This window comes from Stieleria sedimenti (genome assembly GCF_025060895.1).
Lineage (GTDB): Bacteria > Planctomycetota > Planctomycetia > Pirellulales > Pirellulaceae > Stieleria > Stieleria sedimenti.
This window is the reverse complement of sequence record NZ_JANZKV010000294.1, coordinates 1-15,146: the sequence shown is the minus strand read 5'-3', so window position 1 is coordinate 15,146 and position 15,146 is coordinate 1. Positions and strand designations below refer to the sequence as shown.

10 protein-coding genes are annotated in these 15,146 nt (G+C 60.0%); 1 reads left to right on the top strand and 9 read right to left on the bottom strand.

The window, feature by feature from the left end:
- Nucleotides 1–18: 18 nt before the first annotated feature.
- The 9 genes from NZK35_RS30855 to groL (NZK35_RS30815) all read right to left on the bottom strand — a co-directional run bounded on the left by NZK35_RS30855 (nt 19) and on the right by groL (NZK35_RS30815) (nt 12,460).
- Entirely contained in the window at nt 19–1,908 is a 1,890-nt protein-coding gene (locus tag NZK35_RS30855; protein ID WP_259636383.1) for a CRTAC1 family protein, read from the bottom strand.
- Nucleotides 1,886–4,786: a multiheme c-type cytochrome gene (locus NZK35_RS30850; RefSeq protein ID WP_259636382.1), complete on the bottom strand. Its 2,901-nt coding sequence runs from the start codon at nt 4,784–4,786 to the stop codon at nt 1,886–1,888. The genes NZK35_RS30855 and NZK35_RS30850 overlap by 23 nt, the downstream gene beginning before the upstream one ends.
- 766 nt (nt 4,787–5,552) lie before the next feature.
- Nucleotides 5,553–6,116 (bottom strand): isochorismatase family protein, encoded by a 564-nt coding sequence (locus NZK35_RS30845; protein WP_259636381.1) that lies wholly within the window; start codon nt 6,114–6,116, stop codon nt 5,553–5,555.
- Nucleotides 6,117–6,150: 34 nt separating this feature from the next.
- Nucleotides 6,151–6,462, bottom strand: a complete 312-nt coding sequence (locus NZK35_RS30840) for an FmdB family zinc ribbon protein (protein WP_259636380.1) — start codon at nt 6,460–6,462, stop codon at nt 6,151–6,153.
- A 180-nt stretch (nt 6,463–6,642) separates the two neighbouring features.
- Nucleotides 6,643–7,227, bottom strand: coding sequence for a nucleotide exchange factor GrpE (gene grpE, locus NZK35_RS30835; protein ID WP_323379686.1), 585 nt, complete (start codon nt 7,225–7,227; stop codon nt 6,643–6,645).
- Nucleotides 7,228–7,267: 40 nt separating this feature from the next.
- A complete protein-coding gene (gene dnaJ, locus NZK35_RS30830; protein ID WP_259636379.1) occupies nt 7,268–8,392 on the bottom strand; it encodes a molecular chaperone DnaJ in 1,125 nt (374 codons plus the stop codon).
- Nucleotides 8,393–8,521: 129 nt separating this feature from the next.
- On the bottom strand, nt 8,522–10,141 hold the full coding sequence (groL, locus tag NZK35_RS30825; RefSeq protein ID WP_259636378.1) for a chaperonin GroEL: 1,620 nt from the start codon (nt 10,139–10,141) through the stop codon (nt 8,522–8,524).
- A 129-nt stretch (nt 10,142–10,270) separates the two neighbouring features.
- Nucleotides 10,271–10,567 (bottom strand): co-chaperone GroES, encoded by a 297-nt coding sequence (groES, locus tag NZK35_RS30820; protein WP_145219683.1) that lies wholly within the window; start codon nt 10,565–10,567, stop codon nt 10,271–10,273.
- A 180-nt stretch (nt 10,568–10,747) separates the two neighbouring features.
- Nucleotides 10,748–12,460, bottom strand: coding sequence for a chaperonin GroEL (groL, locus tag NZK35_RS30815; protein ID WP_259636377.1), 1,713 nt, complete (start codon nt 12,458–12,460; stop codon nt 10,748–10,750).
- Between the two features lie 704 nt (nt 12,461–13,164).
- Here groL (NZK35_RS30815) and NZK35_RS30810 point away from each other — a divergent pair.
- A complete protein-coding gene (locus tag NZK35_RS30810; protein WP_259636376.1) occupies nt 13,165–15,078 on the top strand; it encodes a hypothetical protein in 1,914 nt (637 codons plus the stop codon).
- Nucleotides 15,079–15,146 lie beyond the last annotated feature (68 nt).

Sequence of the window (15,146 nt, the reverse complement as noted above, 5' to 3'; positions counted from 1 at the left end):
AAAAGTGCAAAACTGGAACTAAGGGACCACCTCAGACACCGGCCGCTCGATCACGTGGCTTTGATCGACCGCCAACGGCGGCAGTTCCTGACGCAGTCCATCGGCCCACTGGACGACGATGCGATCCACTCGATCGGCCGTGCCCAGGCCGAACGTGAGCGGCAACTCGACTTGCGAAAGATAGCTTCGCGTCGGCATCACTTGTTGACGGTTGACCTGATCGCCCACCGTCACTTCGACCCACGAACCGATCGCGTCCCGATTGCAATACTGCCCGTCGCCTTTCAATCGCAGACGCAACCAATGATGGCCGAGCTGTTGATCGTTGCGCAACAAACGTGGACCGCGTCCGGTGGCGGTGATCAACAGATCCAAGTCGCCGTCTTGATCGATGTCGGCATAAGCGGCGCCACGGCCGGGCATCGGCCGCAACAAATCCTCTCCGACCTGCGCCTCATTCATCGCCAGAAACTCCGTCCCGTGCTCCGGTCCGGCGTTCCAGAACAACTGGGGCGGCTGTTCGTAATGCTGGCTCGGCTGCACGCGGTTGATGTCCTCTTCCAAGTGCCCGTTAGCGCAGAACAGGTCCGAACGACCATCCAGATCACAATCCAGATACACCAAACCGAACGTCAACAACAAACGCGTGCTCGGGCCCAAACCCGTCGAGACGGCTTCGTCGTAAAACTGCATCCGGCCCAACTTGGTCACGTACAGCGCCGTCATCTCGTTGGAAAAGTTGCCGATGGCCACGGCGAGTGCTTTGCGTCCGCGGAACGAAGCGACATCGATTCCCATCGCGCCGCGGGCGTTGCCGCTGGAATCAAACGCGATTCCGGTGAGCGCCCCGACCTCGTTGAAATGACCTTCGCCGTCGTTGCTGAGCAACAGGTTTTGCACGGTGTCGTTGGCGACGATCACGTCCAACGTGCCGTTGGTGTCAAAGTCGCAAAACGCCAGCCCCAGCGATTTGGACAACGGCACCCCAGTCGACTGATTCTGGATCTGAACGCCGGCCTGCTCGGACACATCGGTGAACGTGCCGTCACCGTCATTGCGGTACAGATACGGATAGGTGCCTTCAAAGTTTTGCGGTCGCCCGTAGGCCCTTCCGCCTCCGACGAGTTGAAAATTCTGGGACTGATCGTACTCGCGACTCCAGCCAACGTAGTTACAGACGAACAGATCCAGATCGCCGTCGTTGTCGTAATCGAACCACCCGGCACTGGTGCTCCACCGATCCGCCTCGCCGCCCACACCGGCCGTTTCGGTGACGTCCTCAAACCGGCCGTCGCCGAGGTTTCGAAACAAGTGGTTTTGACCGATCCCAGTGATGAATACATCGACATGATCATCGTTGTCGTAATCCCCGACCGCGACCCCCATCGCATAGTCCGACAGATTCAAACCGGAAGCTTCGCTGACATCGACGAACCGGTCGCCGTCGTTGCGATAGAGCACCGAGGTTTGGGTGCGACCGCTCGGCGGATCCCACGGCCAGTCCTTGCTGTTGACGAACAAGATGTCTTGATCGCCGTCGTTGTCGTAGTCAAAGATCGCCGTGCCGCCGCCCATTGTCTCGGGCAACAACTTGTCACCGACGGCTCCGTTGTTGTGCACAAAATCAATTCCCGCCTCCGCCGTGATGTCGGTGAATTTCACCGTCGGCACCTGCACGTCGGGCAACTCACGAATGCTGACGTTGGCCAGTTCGGATTCGCGTACCGGTGGTGCGGCTTCGGGCCGTGACAAGTAGAACGTGAGCGCGCCTCCGACCACGAGCAGCGCCACCAAGGCCAACAAAGACCTGCGCAGCGCTCGGCCGATTTCGGCGTCGTCGCGGAGAATTTCTTCTTCCTCACGCTCCACTTCTTTCGCCTCAATCTCAGCCGCCTGTTGATTGGACATCGGTCGCCTCCTTTTCTTCTTGACGGGTAATCGCTTTCGTTTCATCGGAATCGGGTGGGTTGAGATTGCGAACCAGCGGGTAGATCACGACCGCTTCGGCCGCGTGATTCGCCGCGGGATACTTTTCACGGGCCAAGCGAATGGCACGGCCCGTCGCGTTGTCATCCGGTTTGTACCGCAGATGCAACTTGCGATGCAGGGTTGCGTTCTCCGTGTCACCGAGTGTCTCGTACAACAACTGTAGGTTGTGGTGAGCGGTGACGTTTTCGGGGTCGATTTGCAGGGTTTTCTTGTAGCGTTGCACGGCCTCATCGAAATAACGCCGACTTTCGTCCTCGCGGCCCTGACGCTCACGCAATACCCCCAAGTCGAACAGTGTCCGCCCGAGTGCGTTGATGACTTCAATGTCCAGGCTGAAATCAAATCCGCGACGTCGCATGTCCTCGGTGTTGTCCTCCAACACGCTCCGCAAGTTTTGCTCTGCTTCGACGAGCCGGCCTTGCTGCGAATTGACCACACCGGACAACCAGGCCCACGTCCAACGCGGGAATCCCTCGGTGTCACGATAACGGTCCGCCCGGTTGAGCGCTTCGACGGCTTCGTCCAATCGCCCTTCCAGATTCAGCACGCGGGCCAGGTTCATCGGACCGTCATAACGGTCCAGCTTTTCCACTTCGGTGAACGCCTCTTCGGCCTGACGCAATTCCGCTTTGCCTTTCAACAGCAGACCGATGCCATAATCGTTCCAACGTTGCCAAACAGGAATCTCTCGCGGTGCGTTTTCCACGTCCTGGTCAATGCCTTCGACGGGGAAGACAATCGAGTCCACCGCCATCGTGGTGATCGGCAACTCGTTGGTGTAATCCTGTCCCGTTTGGTGGCCACGGATGATCCGTCCAAACTGCTCATTCTTCTTCGCCACAAAATCCATGTACTGCTGATCAAACTTGCGGTACTGCAGCTTCAACTCGACGTGGATCGGCGCCGTGACATCTTCTGGAATCGTCAGCCCGTAGTGCACCGTCTGGCCCGCACCCGGCGGGATCTGGTGGTTGTACAAGGGCGTGAAAATGTTCTGCGGATTTCGTCGATCGATTCGGTTGCCGTCCTTGTCCAACATGAACACGTTGACAAAGTGCGACCAGGGATCCACTTCGTTGTGTTTCTGTGGGTTGATCGCTCCGCTACGTCCGATCACTCGATCGCCGCTGGTCACCGTCACGTCCAGCCAGATCTCATTGGAATCCACCGTGCCCTGCGAGAACAGGTGCCCGAGTTTTAACGTTCGGATCACCGTTTCCAGCAAATAGGTTTCGCCCGGTTTCAACGCGGGGACTTGCGGACCCAGTGGGGCCGTCAGTTTTCCATCGATTTGGCCCCCTTCGCGGATCCCAAAAATGTCGACCCGCATCACGTCCTGCAAGTACTCCTGATGCGCTGCGATGATGTCGTCGCGGTCGCGCAACCAAGCGATCCCCGTATTGGCCGATGGAAACAGGTGATCGTGGACACTCAACTCCGTCGCGTCATCAAACATCTTCGCGCCGAAGTCATCCGACGCGACCAACGGCATGTGACACTTGCTGCAGTTGTCCACGGCCTTGGGCGGGTAATAAAAGCTTCGAGCCCCGTGTCCGGAGACACCACTGAACAGATAAGGATCGTAGTGGTTTTGACCACGCAAGAATTCCTTGTAGTGATTGAGCGCTTCGGGCAAGTGCACCTTGTGGCACGTCGAACAAAACTCAGCCGTCTTGTGGAATGGTTTCAGAAACGTCTTCTTGTGGAACGAGGGTTTGGCTTTGACCAGCTGATTGTTGATCCACTGCAATGCCGCATTATCGCTATTGGCAAAGGGATAGTGCAGCGGTTCTTCGATCGTGTAGTCCGCATTGCCACGCACACTGTTGACGTTCGTGATCGCGTGACAGGCCGTGCAGGTGATCCCGGCACTCGCGGTCGTGTGTTCCAACATGTCGAAATTCGGGTCGTCAAACGCGCCCGAGAAAAACGGCACCGGGTCGTGACAACCGGCGCACCATCGGGAGGCCTGGACCGATCCGTCTCGCGCCAGCGACACCTCCCGCGTCTCACTCACACTGGCGAAATACGGTGCGTTGTTGAAGGAACTGAAACGGTGAACGCTGTCGCTCCAGTCCTTGTGAATATCGGCATGGCACTTCAAACAATACTCATCGTTCATCAGCGCGTCGGCGGGGATAAAGTTGCCGCTGGCCGTCCGTGCCAACGAAGGTTCGAAGTACTGCGTTCCCGATTCGGGACCGACGGCATTCCACTGTCGCGGGTCTTGCATTTGCAACACCACCATCGCAGCGATCGCGACACCGGCGACGCCGGCGAACGTCATTCCGATCCGCCATTTGATCCGCGGACCGGCCAGCCGATGCAACCAATACAGCCAAACGGCTGCCAACGGGCATGCCACGTGCAACCAATACACCGTGTTGCGGGCGACGGGTTGCTTGAGATCAAACCCGCCGATCCGCACCAGCAACAGACCCGTTGCCAGAATCAATAGGCTGACGGCGAACAAGGCATAACCGATCCGCACGGCCCGTCGATTGCGGCGGTTCTTGGTGTTCCAGAGGTGGACGAATCCAAAAATCACCAGCGGCAAAATCAAGATCAGCCCCAACACCAGATGGGCCAGGAACATGTATTGGTAATAAAAATCCTGGTAGGTTTCTTCGCGCAACCACTCCAAAAACGTGACGATGGCCAGATAGCCGGAGTTGGCGAAGAGCAGGGCAACAAGAACAAAAATAAAGTAAAGCAACTTCCGAAGACGTGGCCCAACGGCGCGCACGTACTTCTTACGCGGCACCGCGGTGGCGGCGCCCGAAGCAACGGATGACATCGAATAGTTCCTAGCGAAATGAATGGACTCTTACGGGGCGCCGATCCCCGTCGCTCGGGAATCATCGCTACCTGACCGAAACCCCTCGCAGGCTTCGGTCCAACGTCACACCATCGATCGTCGCAATGGATCGCCCGGCTCGGGCGGCAGAACGAGGGATAGACTTCCAGCCTATCTGTTCAACCCAGACAGGCTGGAAGCCTATCCCACTCTCCAACAGATCGACCGACGGCACAACGAGATGCCGCGGTCCAACATTTGCGACGACGAGCGAACTAGGCCTGGGGAGGTCGCTCGATCGGGTGCGCGTGACCGCTAGGAAGGATCAAAGAATCGTCGCGACCAAACCGTACCGGGAACAACTCCGGCTGGGCGCTGTGGTCGGAGGGGCAGACGGCGTCGTGATGGTCACGTTGGACCTGGGGCGCCGGCGGCAACGGAGGCGAGCTCGGCCCTGCAGGCGACTGCCGACACAACGGACCGTCACACGGTCGCGGAGGCTGGGGCGCGTCGACGGAGTCGACGCTCTGCTGTGATATCGCGTGCTGTGACATCGCGTGCTGTGACATCGAAACGTCGTCCGGATGGGCCAACCAATCACCGCAACTTGCATCGGCACGGCGCGACGTCAAAACGCCCGCCGTGAGGATGACAAGAGTGAAAAGGAAGAGGTGACGCAACATCAGGCCCGGCTCGGTGTAGACGAATCAACGCGATAGGCTATCGCGTGACCACTCCAATGTCAACGAAATGTTCGCATGAATGACTACAACCCTTTGACGATCCGACTGATCGCTTTGAATTGGGGATGATCGGCGGTGCCGAGCCACTGAAACAGGACTGATTCTAAACTGGTGATCGTCACCCCCATCGAGCTCATCTGCTCGATCGCCAGTTCATGTTCCCAGCCTCCACGCGCCGCGACCGCTTCGGCGACGACGACCGGCTGCAAACCCTCTTCGACCAGATCCAGCACCGTCTGCAAGACGCAGACATGGGTTTCAATGCCGCAGATCAGAATCTGGTCGCGGCCGGCGGCAACCCACGCATCGAGTTCGCGGCGGCAAACCGCGGACGAGAAATCGAGTTTCTCTTCGGCGCCGGGAAACCGACGGTCCAACGGCTCGACCAGACGGCCGAGCCCTTTCGGATACTGCACCGTTGCCGCCGACGGAATCCCCAACAACTCGGCCGCTTCCAACAATGACTCGGTGAACTGCACCGCGTCCTCGCCGGACGGAACGACCGGAACCAACTTTTCCTGAAAGTCGATCACAAGCACGGCCGAACGATCGGCAAACAAGCGTCGCGGGGACATCTGGTGCGGCATGCTGAACCTTGGGGTGAGAGTTCCGCGATCGAGCTCAGTCGCCCGAACTTGACTTGCCGCTCGGTTTGGATTTTGAATCGCTGGACTTGGATTCCGACTTCGTTTCCGACTTCGTTTCCGACGTCGACTTCTTGTCCGCTTTGGCAGCCTTCTTGTAGCCCTCGCTGCGATAATCGGTTTGGTAGAAACCGCTGCCCTTGAACACGATCGCGGCACCGCTGCCGAATAACCGCTTCAGTTTCAATTTGCCACACTCCGGGCATTTCTTTTTGACCGGGTCGTTGATGCCTTGAAACAGTTCCATTTCATGTCCGCAGGCACCGCATTCGTAGTCATAGGTCGGCATCGATGTGATTCCAATGATAGATGAATTGCAAAACCAAACTGTCCGCGGAAAAGGGGTCAGGTACCAAAAATGCGAAGCACCCTGCGGGCCATTTGGTTTTTGGTACCTGACCCCTTTTCCGCTCGACATGCAGCAACCGTGAGCGGCTAAAGCCTGCACACCAACGTTGCTGACAAAGCACTAGGCAGGTCCCGTGCTGACGACGACTTGGCTGGGTCGGATCACCCGATCATGCAGCTTGAATCCACTCACGGCCACGTGTGCCACCTTGCCGCTTTCGACGTCGCTGGGGATCTGCGAAATCGCTTCGTGTACGTTCGGATCAAAGACCTCGCCTGCGGCCGGAATCTCGACGACGCCGTGTTTGCCGAGCACGTCGTCCATCTGCTTGATGACCATGGCAACGCCCTCCAACAAACCGCTGCCTTGCTCACCCGACGGGGCCGCGTCGATCGCACGGTTCAAGTTATCGCGAACCTGCAACAGGTCGACGATCAAATCGGTAGAAGCGAATTTGACTTGGTCTTCGAAGTCCCGTCGCATGCGTTTGCGAAAGTTTTCGGCTTCGGCCTGTGCCTGCAAGACGCGTTTGTCGGCTTCGGCGGCGGCCGATCGCAATCGCTCCATTTCCTCGTCACGCGTGGGAGGCACATCGGCAACCGCCTCATCGAGAAACGCTTCGTCGGTCGTTTGCTGCTCGGCTGCCGAGACGTCTTCCCCGGACGGGCTCTCGTTTTCCAGTTCTGTCTTTCCGTCACTCTTCATGATTCGCTATCGCAGATTAAATGAACGTTAGAAACATGACCTAAAACAGGTCCGCTACCTTTTCAAGAAATGTCTTCCGATGCGGCAACACCGATTCGGAATCCAGGTCGGCCAATTTCCGCAACAGCTCTTCCTGCTCTGAGGACAGATGCTTGGGGACCTCGATGAAGACTTGCACCAGCAGATCGCCGAGGCGTCCCCCGCGGGGGTCGACCACTCCCTTGCCACGAACGGTGAACACCTCGCCGTTCTGTGTGCCCGGCTCGATGCGAAGTTTTTCCGGCCCATCGAGCGTCGGAATCTCGATTTCGGCACCCAACGCGGCTTGGCTGTAGGAGATCGGCAACTGCAGGATCAGACTGCTGCCGTCGCGTTTAAACAACTCGTGTTCTTTGACGGTAATGAAGCAGTAGCAATCCCCGGGCGGGCCGCCGTCGGGGCTCGCTTCGCCTTCACCTTGCACACGCACCCGCATCCCGTCGTCGACACCGGCGGGAATCTCGACGGTCAATTCGGCCTTCTCGGACTGCAATCCGCTGCCACGACAGTCGCTACAGGGTTGACTGATTTGTTGTCCGGCTCCGCCGCAGTGGGGACAGGCGGTTTGGACTCGAAGAATCCCCGCCGACTGCACCACTTGTCCGCGTCCGCCGCACGTCGCACAGGTCTCCGGCTGGCTGCCGGGTGCGGCCCCGCTGCCCGCACAGGTCTTGCAACCGACGTTGCGACGAAACGAGAGATCTTTGCTGACGCCCTTGGCAGCTTCATCCAAGGTCAACGTGACGTTGCAGCGAATGTCCGCGCCGCGCCGTGCTCGTCGCCGCCGACCACCGCCGCCGCCGCGTCCGCCGAACAAATCACCGAACATGCCGCCGCCACCGAACATCTCTCCGAACGCTTCGAAGATGTCTTCGACGTCGTTGAACTGGCTGTGCGCCCCGTCCACGCCGGCATGCCCGAAACGGTCATAGCGAGCGCGTTTGTCGGCATCACTCAAGACCTCGTAAGCCTCCGATGCCTGCTTAAACCGATCGACGGCGTCTTCGGCTTTACTGCTGTCGGGATGGTACTTGATCGCCAGCTTTCGATAGGCGCGATCGATCTCGACTTTGCCAGCACCCCGGTCGACACCAAGGATTTCGTAATAACATTGCTTTTCGCTCATCATCACTCACGGCACACGCCGTTGGGGTGGCGACGCCGCCACGTCGCATGAGGATCGGACAAAAAAGCGGGCCGCGTGCCGATGGTTAGGCAGCGACCCGCTGTCGTAAATGCAAGTCTCCGGGATCGGCTACGCGACCACGCCTTCGACAGGCAGACGGTCTTTGTCTTCCTGCTCAAAGTTCGTCACCAATGCTTCGGTCGTCAGCAACAAACCTGCGATGCTGCCGGCGTTGGTTAGCGCCGTTCGCACGACCTTGACCGGGTCGATGACGCCGGCTTTGTACATGTCGACGTACTGACCGCTGTGGGCGTTGTAACCGATGTTGGTGTCCTTCTGGCTCACCTCGTCGACCACCACGCTTCCGTCGATCCCGCCGTTGTCGGCGATCTGCTTCATCGGGGCGCTGAGTGCGTGGAGCACGATTTCGACACCGATCTTCTCGTCGCCCTTGGCCTTCGCCTTGGCCGCCTGGACCGCTTCGGTGCAACGCAACAAAGCAACACCACCGCCGGGCAAGATGCCTTCTTCGACGGCCGCACGAGTCGCGTGCAAGGCGTCTTCTAAACGCGCCTTGGTCTGCTTCATCTCGGCTTCGGTCTCGGCACCGACGCTGACCACCGCAACGCCACCGGCCAACTTGGCCAATCGCTCTTGGTACTTTTCTTTGTCGTAGTCGCTGTCGGTTTGCTCGATTTGAGCCCGAATCTGGGCCACACGCTGATCGATGTCGCTGCGTTTTCCGCCGCCTTCGATGATCGTGGTGCTGCCCTTGTCGACCGTCACGTTCTTGGCGCGACCGAGTTGTTCCAGCGTGACGTTTTCCAGCTGGATCCCAAGGTCTTCGCTGATCAACGTTCCGCCGGTCAGCGTCGCGATGTCACCCAGCATCGCCTTGCGACGATCGCCGAACCCGGGCGCCTTGACGGCACAGACGTTCAACGTGCCACGCAGCTTGTTGACCACCAACAACGTCAGCGCTTCGGCGTCGACGTCTTCGGAAATGATCAACAACGGCTGGCCCGTTTGAGCCGTTTTCTCCAGCAACGGAACCAGGTCGCGGATGTTGCTGATCTTCTTTTCATACAGCAGGACCAACGCGTTTTCCAGGTTCGCTTCCATCGTGCCGGGATCGGTGATGAAATACGGGGAAATGTATCCCTTGTCGAACTGCATCCCGTCGACGTAGTTGACTTCGGTCGTTCGAGACTTGCCTTCTTCGACCGTGATCACACCGTCTTTTCCGACGCGTTCAAGAGCGTCGGCCAACAGACGGCCGATTTCATTGTCGTTGTTGGCACTGATGGCGCCGACGTTGGCGACTTCCGCCTTGTCCTGAACCGGACGGCCGATCTCGTGCAGCTGTTCGCAAGCCGCTTGGACCGCTTTATCGATGCCGCGACGGATCGCGGCAGGATTGCTTCCCGCGACGATGTTGCGAAGCCCTTCTTTGAAGATCGCACGGGCGAGAACGGTCGCGGTGGTCGTGCCGTCACCGGCCAAGTCACTCGTCTTTTGAGCGACTTCGATGACCAGCTTCGCACCCATGTTCTCGAAACGGTCTTCGAGTTCGATTTCTTTTGCAACCGTGACACCGTCTTTGGTCACGGTCGGTCCGCCGAACGACTTGTCGATGATGACGTTGCGGCCGGTCGGGCCCATCGTCACCGCGACGGCGTCGGCCAGTTTGTCAATGCCGGCCAGCATGCGTGCGCGTGCGTGGTCTTCGAATAGGAGTTGTTTAGCCACGAGAGGATTCCTCTATCAATTGAAACGAGTGCTGAATGAACGCATCCAATAACACCTGGACTCGGCCCGCCGAAGGTCCTGCCGCCGCGTCGAAGCGGGGCAGGGCAGGGCGGGCAATCGCCGGTGTCACTACAGGACCTTTGCCAGGATGTCGCTCTCGCGAAGGATCTTCATCTCTTGTCCATCGACCTCGATGTCGCTTCCGCCGTACTTTCCATAGATCACCGTGTCGCCGACGTCGACGCTGAGCGTGCCACGACTGCCGCTTTCGAGCAGCTTGCCGGGGCCGACAGCGACGATCGTGCCGCGTTGCGGTTTTTCTTTCGCCGAATCGGGAAGAACGATGCCGCCGGCGGTGGTCGTTTCAGCTTCGACGGGTTGAACAACGACTCGGTCATCGAGCGGACGCAGTTTTGGTTTTGCCATGATTAGGTTGTGATTTCGAAAGGTGTGTGAGTTTGAATTGTTTCGCTTGCGATCGCGACGCCGTCGACGGATTCCGCGGTGCGGATCCCCAGAAGCAACGTCGCACCAGTGGGGCAGAGCAGGGGAGTGCAGGGCAGTGTGCCGATCACGACATCACCGCCCGCTTGACCTGCAACCGGGTTACATCATGCCCGGCATGCCGCCCATGCCACCCATGCCCGGCATACCTCCCATGCCACCCATGCCCGGCATTCCGCCGCCCATGCCGTGATCATGGTGATGGTCGCCACCGCCTTCTTCTTCTTCGACAGGGATTTCGGTGACCAGCGACTCGGTCGTCAGCAACAGCGCCGCAACGCTGGCGGCGTTAGCCAGTGACGTCCGAACCACCTTGGCCGGATCAACGATCCCGGCTTCCAACAGGTCGCAATACTTTTCCGCGTTGGCGTCATAGCCTTCGGTCTTGCCCTTGAGTTGCAAGACGCGATTGACGACGACGGCTCCATCGAGTCCGGCGTTGTTGGCGATCGCACGCAGCGGTTGGTCGAGCACGTTTCGGATGATCCGAACGCCGAGCGATTCGTCGCCCTCGATCGATTTCTCGAGCTTCTCAACCGCAGCCCGGCAACGCAGCAGGGTCGTGCCGCCGCCGGGAACGATGCCTTCTTCCAAAGCGGCTTGGGTTGCCGCACGGGCGTCGTCGATCAGCGCCTTGCGCTCTTTCATTTCCGTTTCGGTTGCGGCACCGACGTTGATCTGGGCCACACCGCCGGCCAGCTTGGCCAGACGCTCTTGCAGTTTCTCGCGATCGTAGTCGCTATCGGTCTGCTCGATCTCACGTCGAATTTGCTCGACGCGTCCATCGATGTCCGACTTTTTGCCGGCGCCTCCGACCATGGTCGTCGCGTCGCTGGTGATGCGGATCTTCTTGGCACGCCCCAGATCGGACAGCTTGACGCTTTCCAGGTCGATCCCGAGATCTTTGAAGATCGCTTTGCCACCGGTCAACGCTGCGATGTCGCCCAAGATGGCTTTGCGACGGTCGCCATAACCGGGTGCCTTGACGGCAGCGGCCGAGATGATTCCGCGCATCTTGTTGACGACCAACGTCGCCAATGCTTCGCCTTCGACGTCTTCGGCGATCACCAGCAAGGGTTTCTTTTCCTTGCTGATCGCTTCCAACAGCGGAATCAGTTTCTTGTTGTTGCTGATCTTCTCTTCAAACAACAGCACGTAGCAGTCGTCTAACTCGACCGACACTTCGTCCTGGTTGGTGACAAAGTGCGGCGACAGGAACCCGCGATCGAACTGCATGCCTTCGACGATGTCGACGTAGGTTTCGTTCGAGCGGCCTTCTTCGACGGTGATCACACCGTTCTTGCCGACTTTGGTGAAGGCATTAGCAAGGACGTCACCGATGGTCGGGTCATTGTTCCCGGCGATGGTGGCGATTTGCTTGATTTCACTCTTGCTCTTTTCGTTGACCGGCTTGGCGAGCTTTTGGATCTGCGCCGCGGCAGCCTCCACACCCTTGCTGATCCCACGCGAGAGCGCCATCGGATCGGCGCCGGTGGCGACCATCTTCAGCCCTTCGCGAAAGATCGCTTCGGCCAACACGGTCGCAGTCGTGGTCCCGTCCCCGGCGACATCGTTGGTCTTGCTGGCAGCCTCTTTGACCAACTGTGCCCCCAGGTTTTCAAAGGGGTCATCCAACTCGATATCTTCGGCGACGGTCACACCGTCTTTGGTCACTTTGGGCGATCCCCAGCCTTTGTCGAGCACCGCGTTACGGCCGCGTGGGCCGAGCGTGCTCTTGACGGCTCGCGCCAGTTTACTGACGCCGGCCAACAGTGGCCCGCGGGCGTCGTCGTCGAAAACGATTTGCTTTGCCACGACGTTGTTTCTCCTGTGGTTTACAACGCACCTCGGACCGGACGCAGTGCGGCTCAACCGAGCCGGCACGTCTGCCGAGGTGATCAATAAGGGGGAAAATGGATTGGACCGGCGACCGTTTGCGCCGGAGGTGTTTCGTGCAGGCGGATCCGTTCCGTCGCCCAGACCCAACCGTGGTCCGGCTGGCCTGCTCTCGCGTCCCGTTTGGCAGGCGACGCAAATCAAAATCGGCGACGGAATGACAGTTCCGCTGAATGCCCGCCACGGATAGCAACCGGCGTGCCAAGCCGGCTTCTGCCCTGCAAAAAATGCCCGTCTCCTCCGTTCTCTCCCATCGCAACTGCGAAGAAACGCCGTTGGGGAGCAAAAAATGGGGTGGGCCACGAAATCCGCAGCGGGGTCGGAGAGATTAACGCTCGTGCCACGTTGGCAGAAGGCCCCAAACCGAAAAGCCGCTCAGAATGTCGCTCGGACCGAGTCTCCGCGGTCGCAACTGTCGCACCGCGAGCCCGAGATCCCCCAATCCCGTTACGACCGTCAAACGCCCGCCCAAAACGCTTTCCAACTGGCCAACTGGGGTCATCAAATCATTGACCAAACGCAATCTGCAGCGTCCACTTCTCCGGGAACGCTGTGGACTTTCCGCAACCGGGATCCCCCCAAACGATTGACTCGCCCCCAAACGCCGTTCACGGAATCGTCGCATGTCGACAGGCCGACTGCCCCTTCGCACCCTGACCGCCACCCTCGTCGTCTCGCTCGCGTCGCTCTGCGGAGCCGACGCCTGTCAGGCCGGCTGCTTGGATTGGCTGTTCGGCCGCTCGGCGACCTACACCGCCAACTACCCCTACGCCTACCCGGTCGCGGGAACCCAGGTCGTCGGAACCCCGGTGACCACGGCCCCGATCACGTCTGGCGTCGTCCAGGCCCAACGCCCAGCCTACGGTGCCCCCCTGACCGCCGTCTCGGGGATGACCACCGTCCAATCGTTCGACAACCCGTCGGTCTACACGGGCATGCCGGTCAACCCGTCGCCCCAATACTCGGCCCAGCGACTGCCGATCACCAGCTACGCTCCGACGACGATCACCCCGCAAACCACCAACGCCTACCGTTTGCCGATCGTCTCCAACCAGCCCTACACGCAACCCTACACGACGGCCAACCGCGTCCCGATCAGCAGCACGCTGCGCGGCACCGCGGGACTCAACCCGATCGCCTCGCCGCCGGTCTACACGTCCCCGGTCTACACGTCCAACTATCCCAGCAGCGTCGCGCCGGCCACCTACAACGCGCCCGCCACGACCTACGCGCCCACAACCTACGCACCGCTCGTGCCGGTGGGACCGCAGCCGCCACGCCGCTTTGGCTCCGGACTGGCACGGTTCTTCAACTCGCTGCTCGGACGCAACACCAACTACGTGACGTCGTACTACCAGGCACCGATCACCTATTACCGACCTGCATCGATCGTCGATCCGACAACCGGAACCACCGTCACGGTTCAGCAACCGTGCAGCTCGTACGTCCAACAACTGCAACGCGTGCCCTACAACTCGTCGTTCCCGCTTCAGCCCGGAACCACGACGCTGCCAACCGACCCCGGCGTCTGCTCCACCCCGATGCTCGGCAGCACCTCCCCAACCTCCTCGTTTCCCCTCGCCGGAACCCCTGGCAGCTTCGCACCGCCGCCTAGCGGTATCGGTCAAGTCGGCGGACAATTTGTCCCCGGCGATCCGGGCATCACGACGATTCCGTCGACAATGCCCGATTCCGGTTACCCCAACGCGGCACCGCTGACCGGCGGCGAGTCGAGAACTGGAGACGACGAACCGGTTCCACAGCCGCGACTGGAATCCGGCCGCCCCGAGCTGAACGGCTCGGCCAATTCGGCGGCTTCGGACAACGGCTACCTGGACAACGGCTACCTGGACAACGCCTACGACAATTCCTATCGAGACGATTCGTATCCCTACGACGACTCCGCTCCCGATCCCGGCCAAACCGAAATCGACGGTGCGGACGACCCGAATCGCCCCGCAATCCAATTGGATCCGCCGGTGACGCGTCACATGCAAACCCCGGATCCGAGCGGTCGGTTCCGCCAGAGCGAACAGTTCACGACGCGGACGCCACCTTCGATGGCCAAACCGCTCGCGCCTCCGGAATCCGATTCCAGCGCGTCCCAGCTGAGCACCCTGCGACCCATCGGCGTCCCCTCCGGACCGCCAACGATGACGGGCCCGATGGACTTGACGAACCGATCAGCCGAACCGGATCCAGTTCACGAGCCGGCTCCGACACGGCGCGTGGTCCAGCCGCCTAGCACGCAACCCTTCCAAGCCCCACCGCTGCCGGCCCCGTCGGCTCGTGGGGCCGACCCCTCGGCCCTGTTTCGCAACACCGAATCGTCGGCCTCCTCGCGCAGCACGACGCGACCGCGAGTCAGCGTCCCCGTCCGCGAAGCAACCACGCGGCACCAAACCGTACGGCAAGTCGCTGCTTGGGAAGACACGGCTTGGGAAGAGACCACTCCGGCGATAACAACGACGCCCGCGGCGCCGCATCGCCCGGCCCCCGTCCAACGCGACAGCGGCGGCTGGTTGCCGGCACGCTAGTGGTGCGTCAACTTTTGAGCTCAGGGTGCGTGACCCGAATGTCACGAACAAGCGTGTTGGTGTGCAGG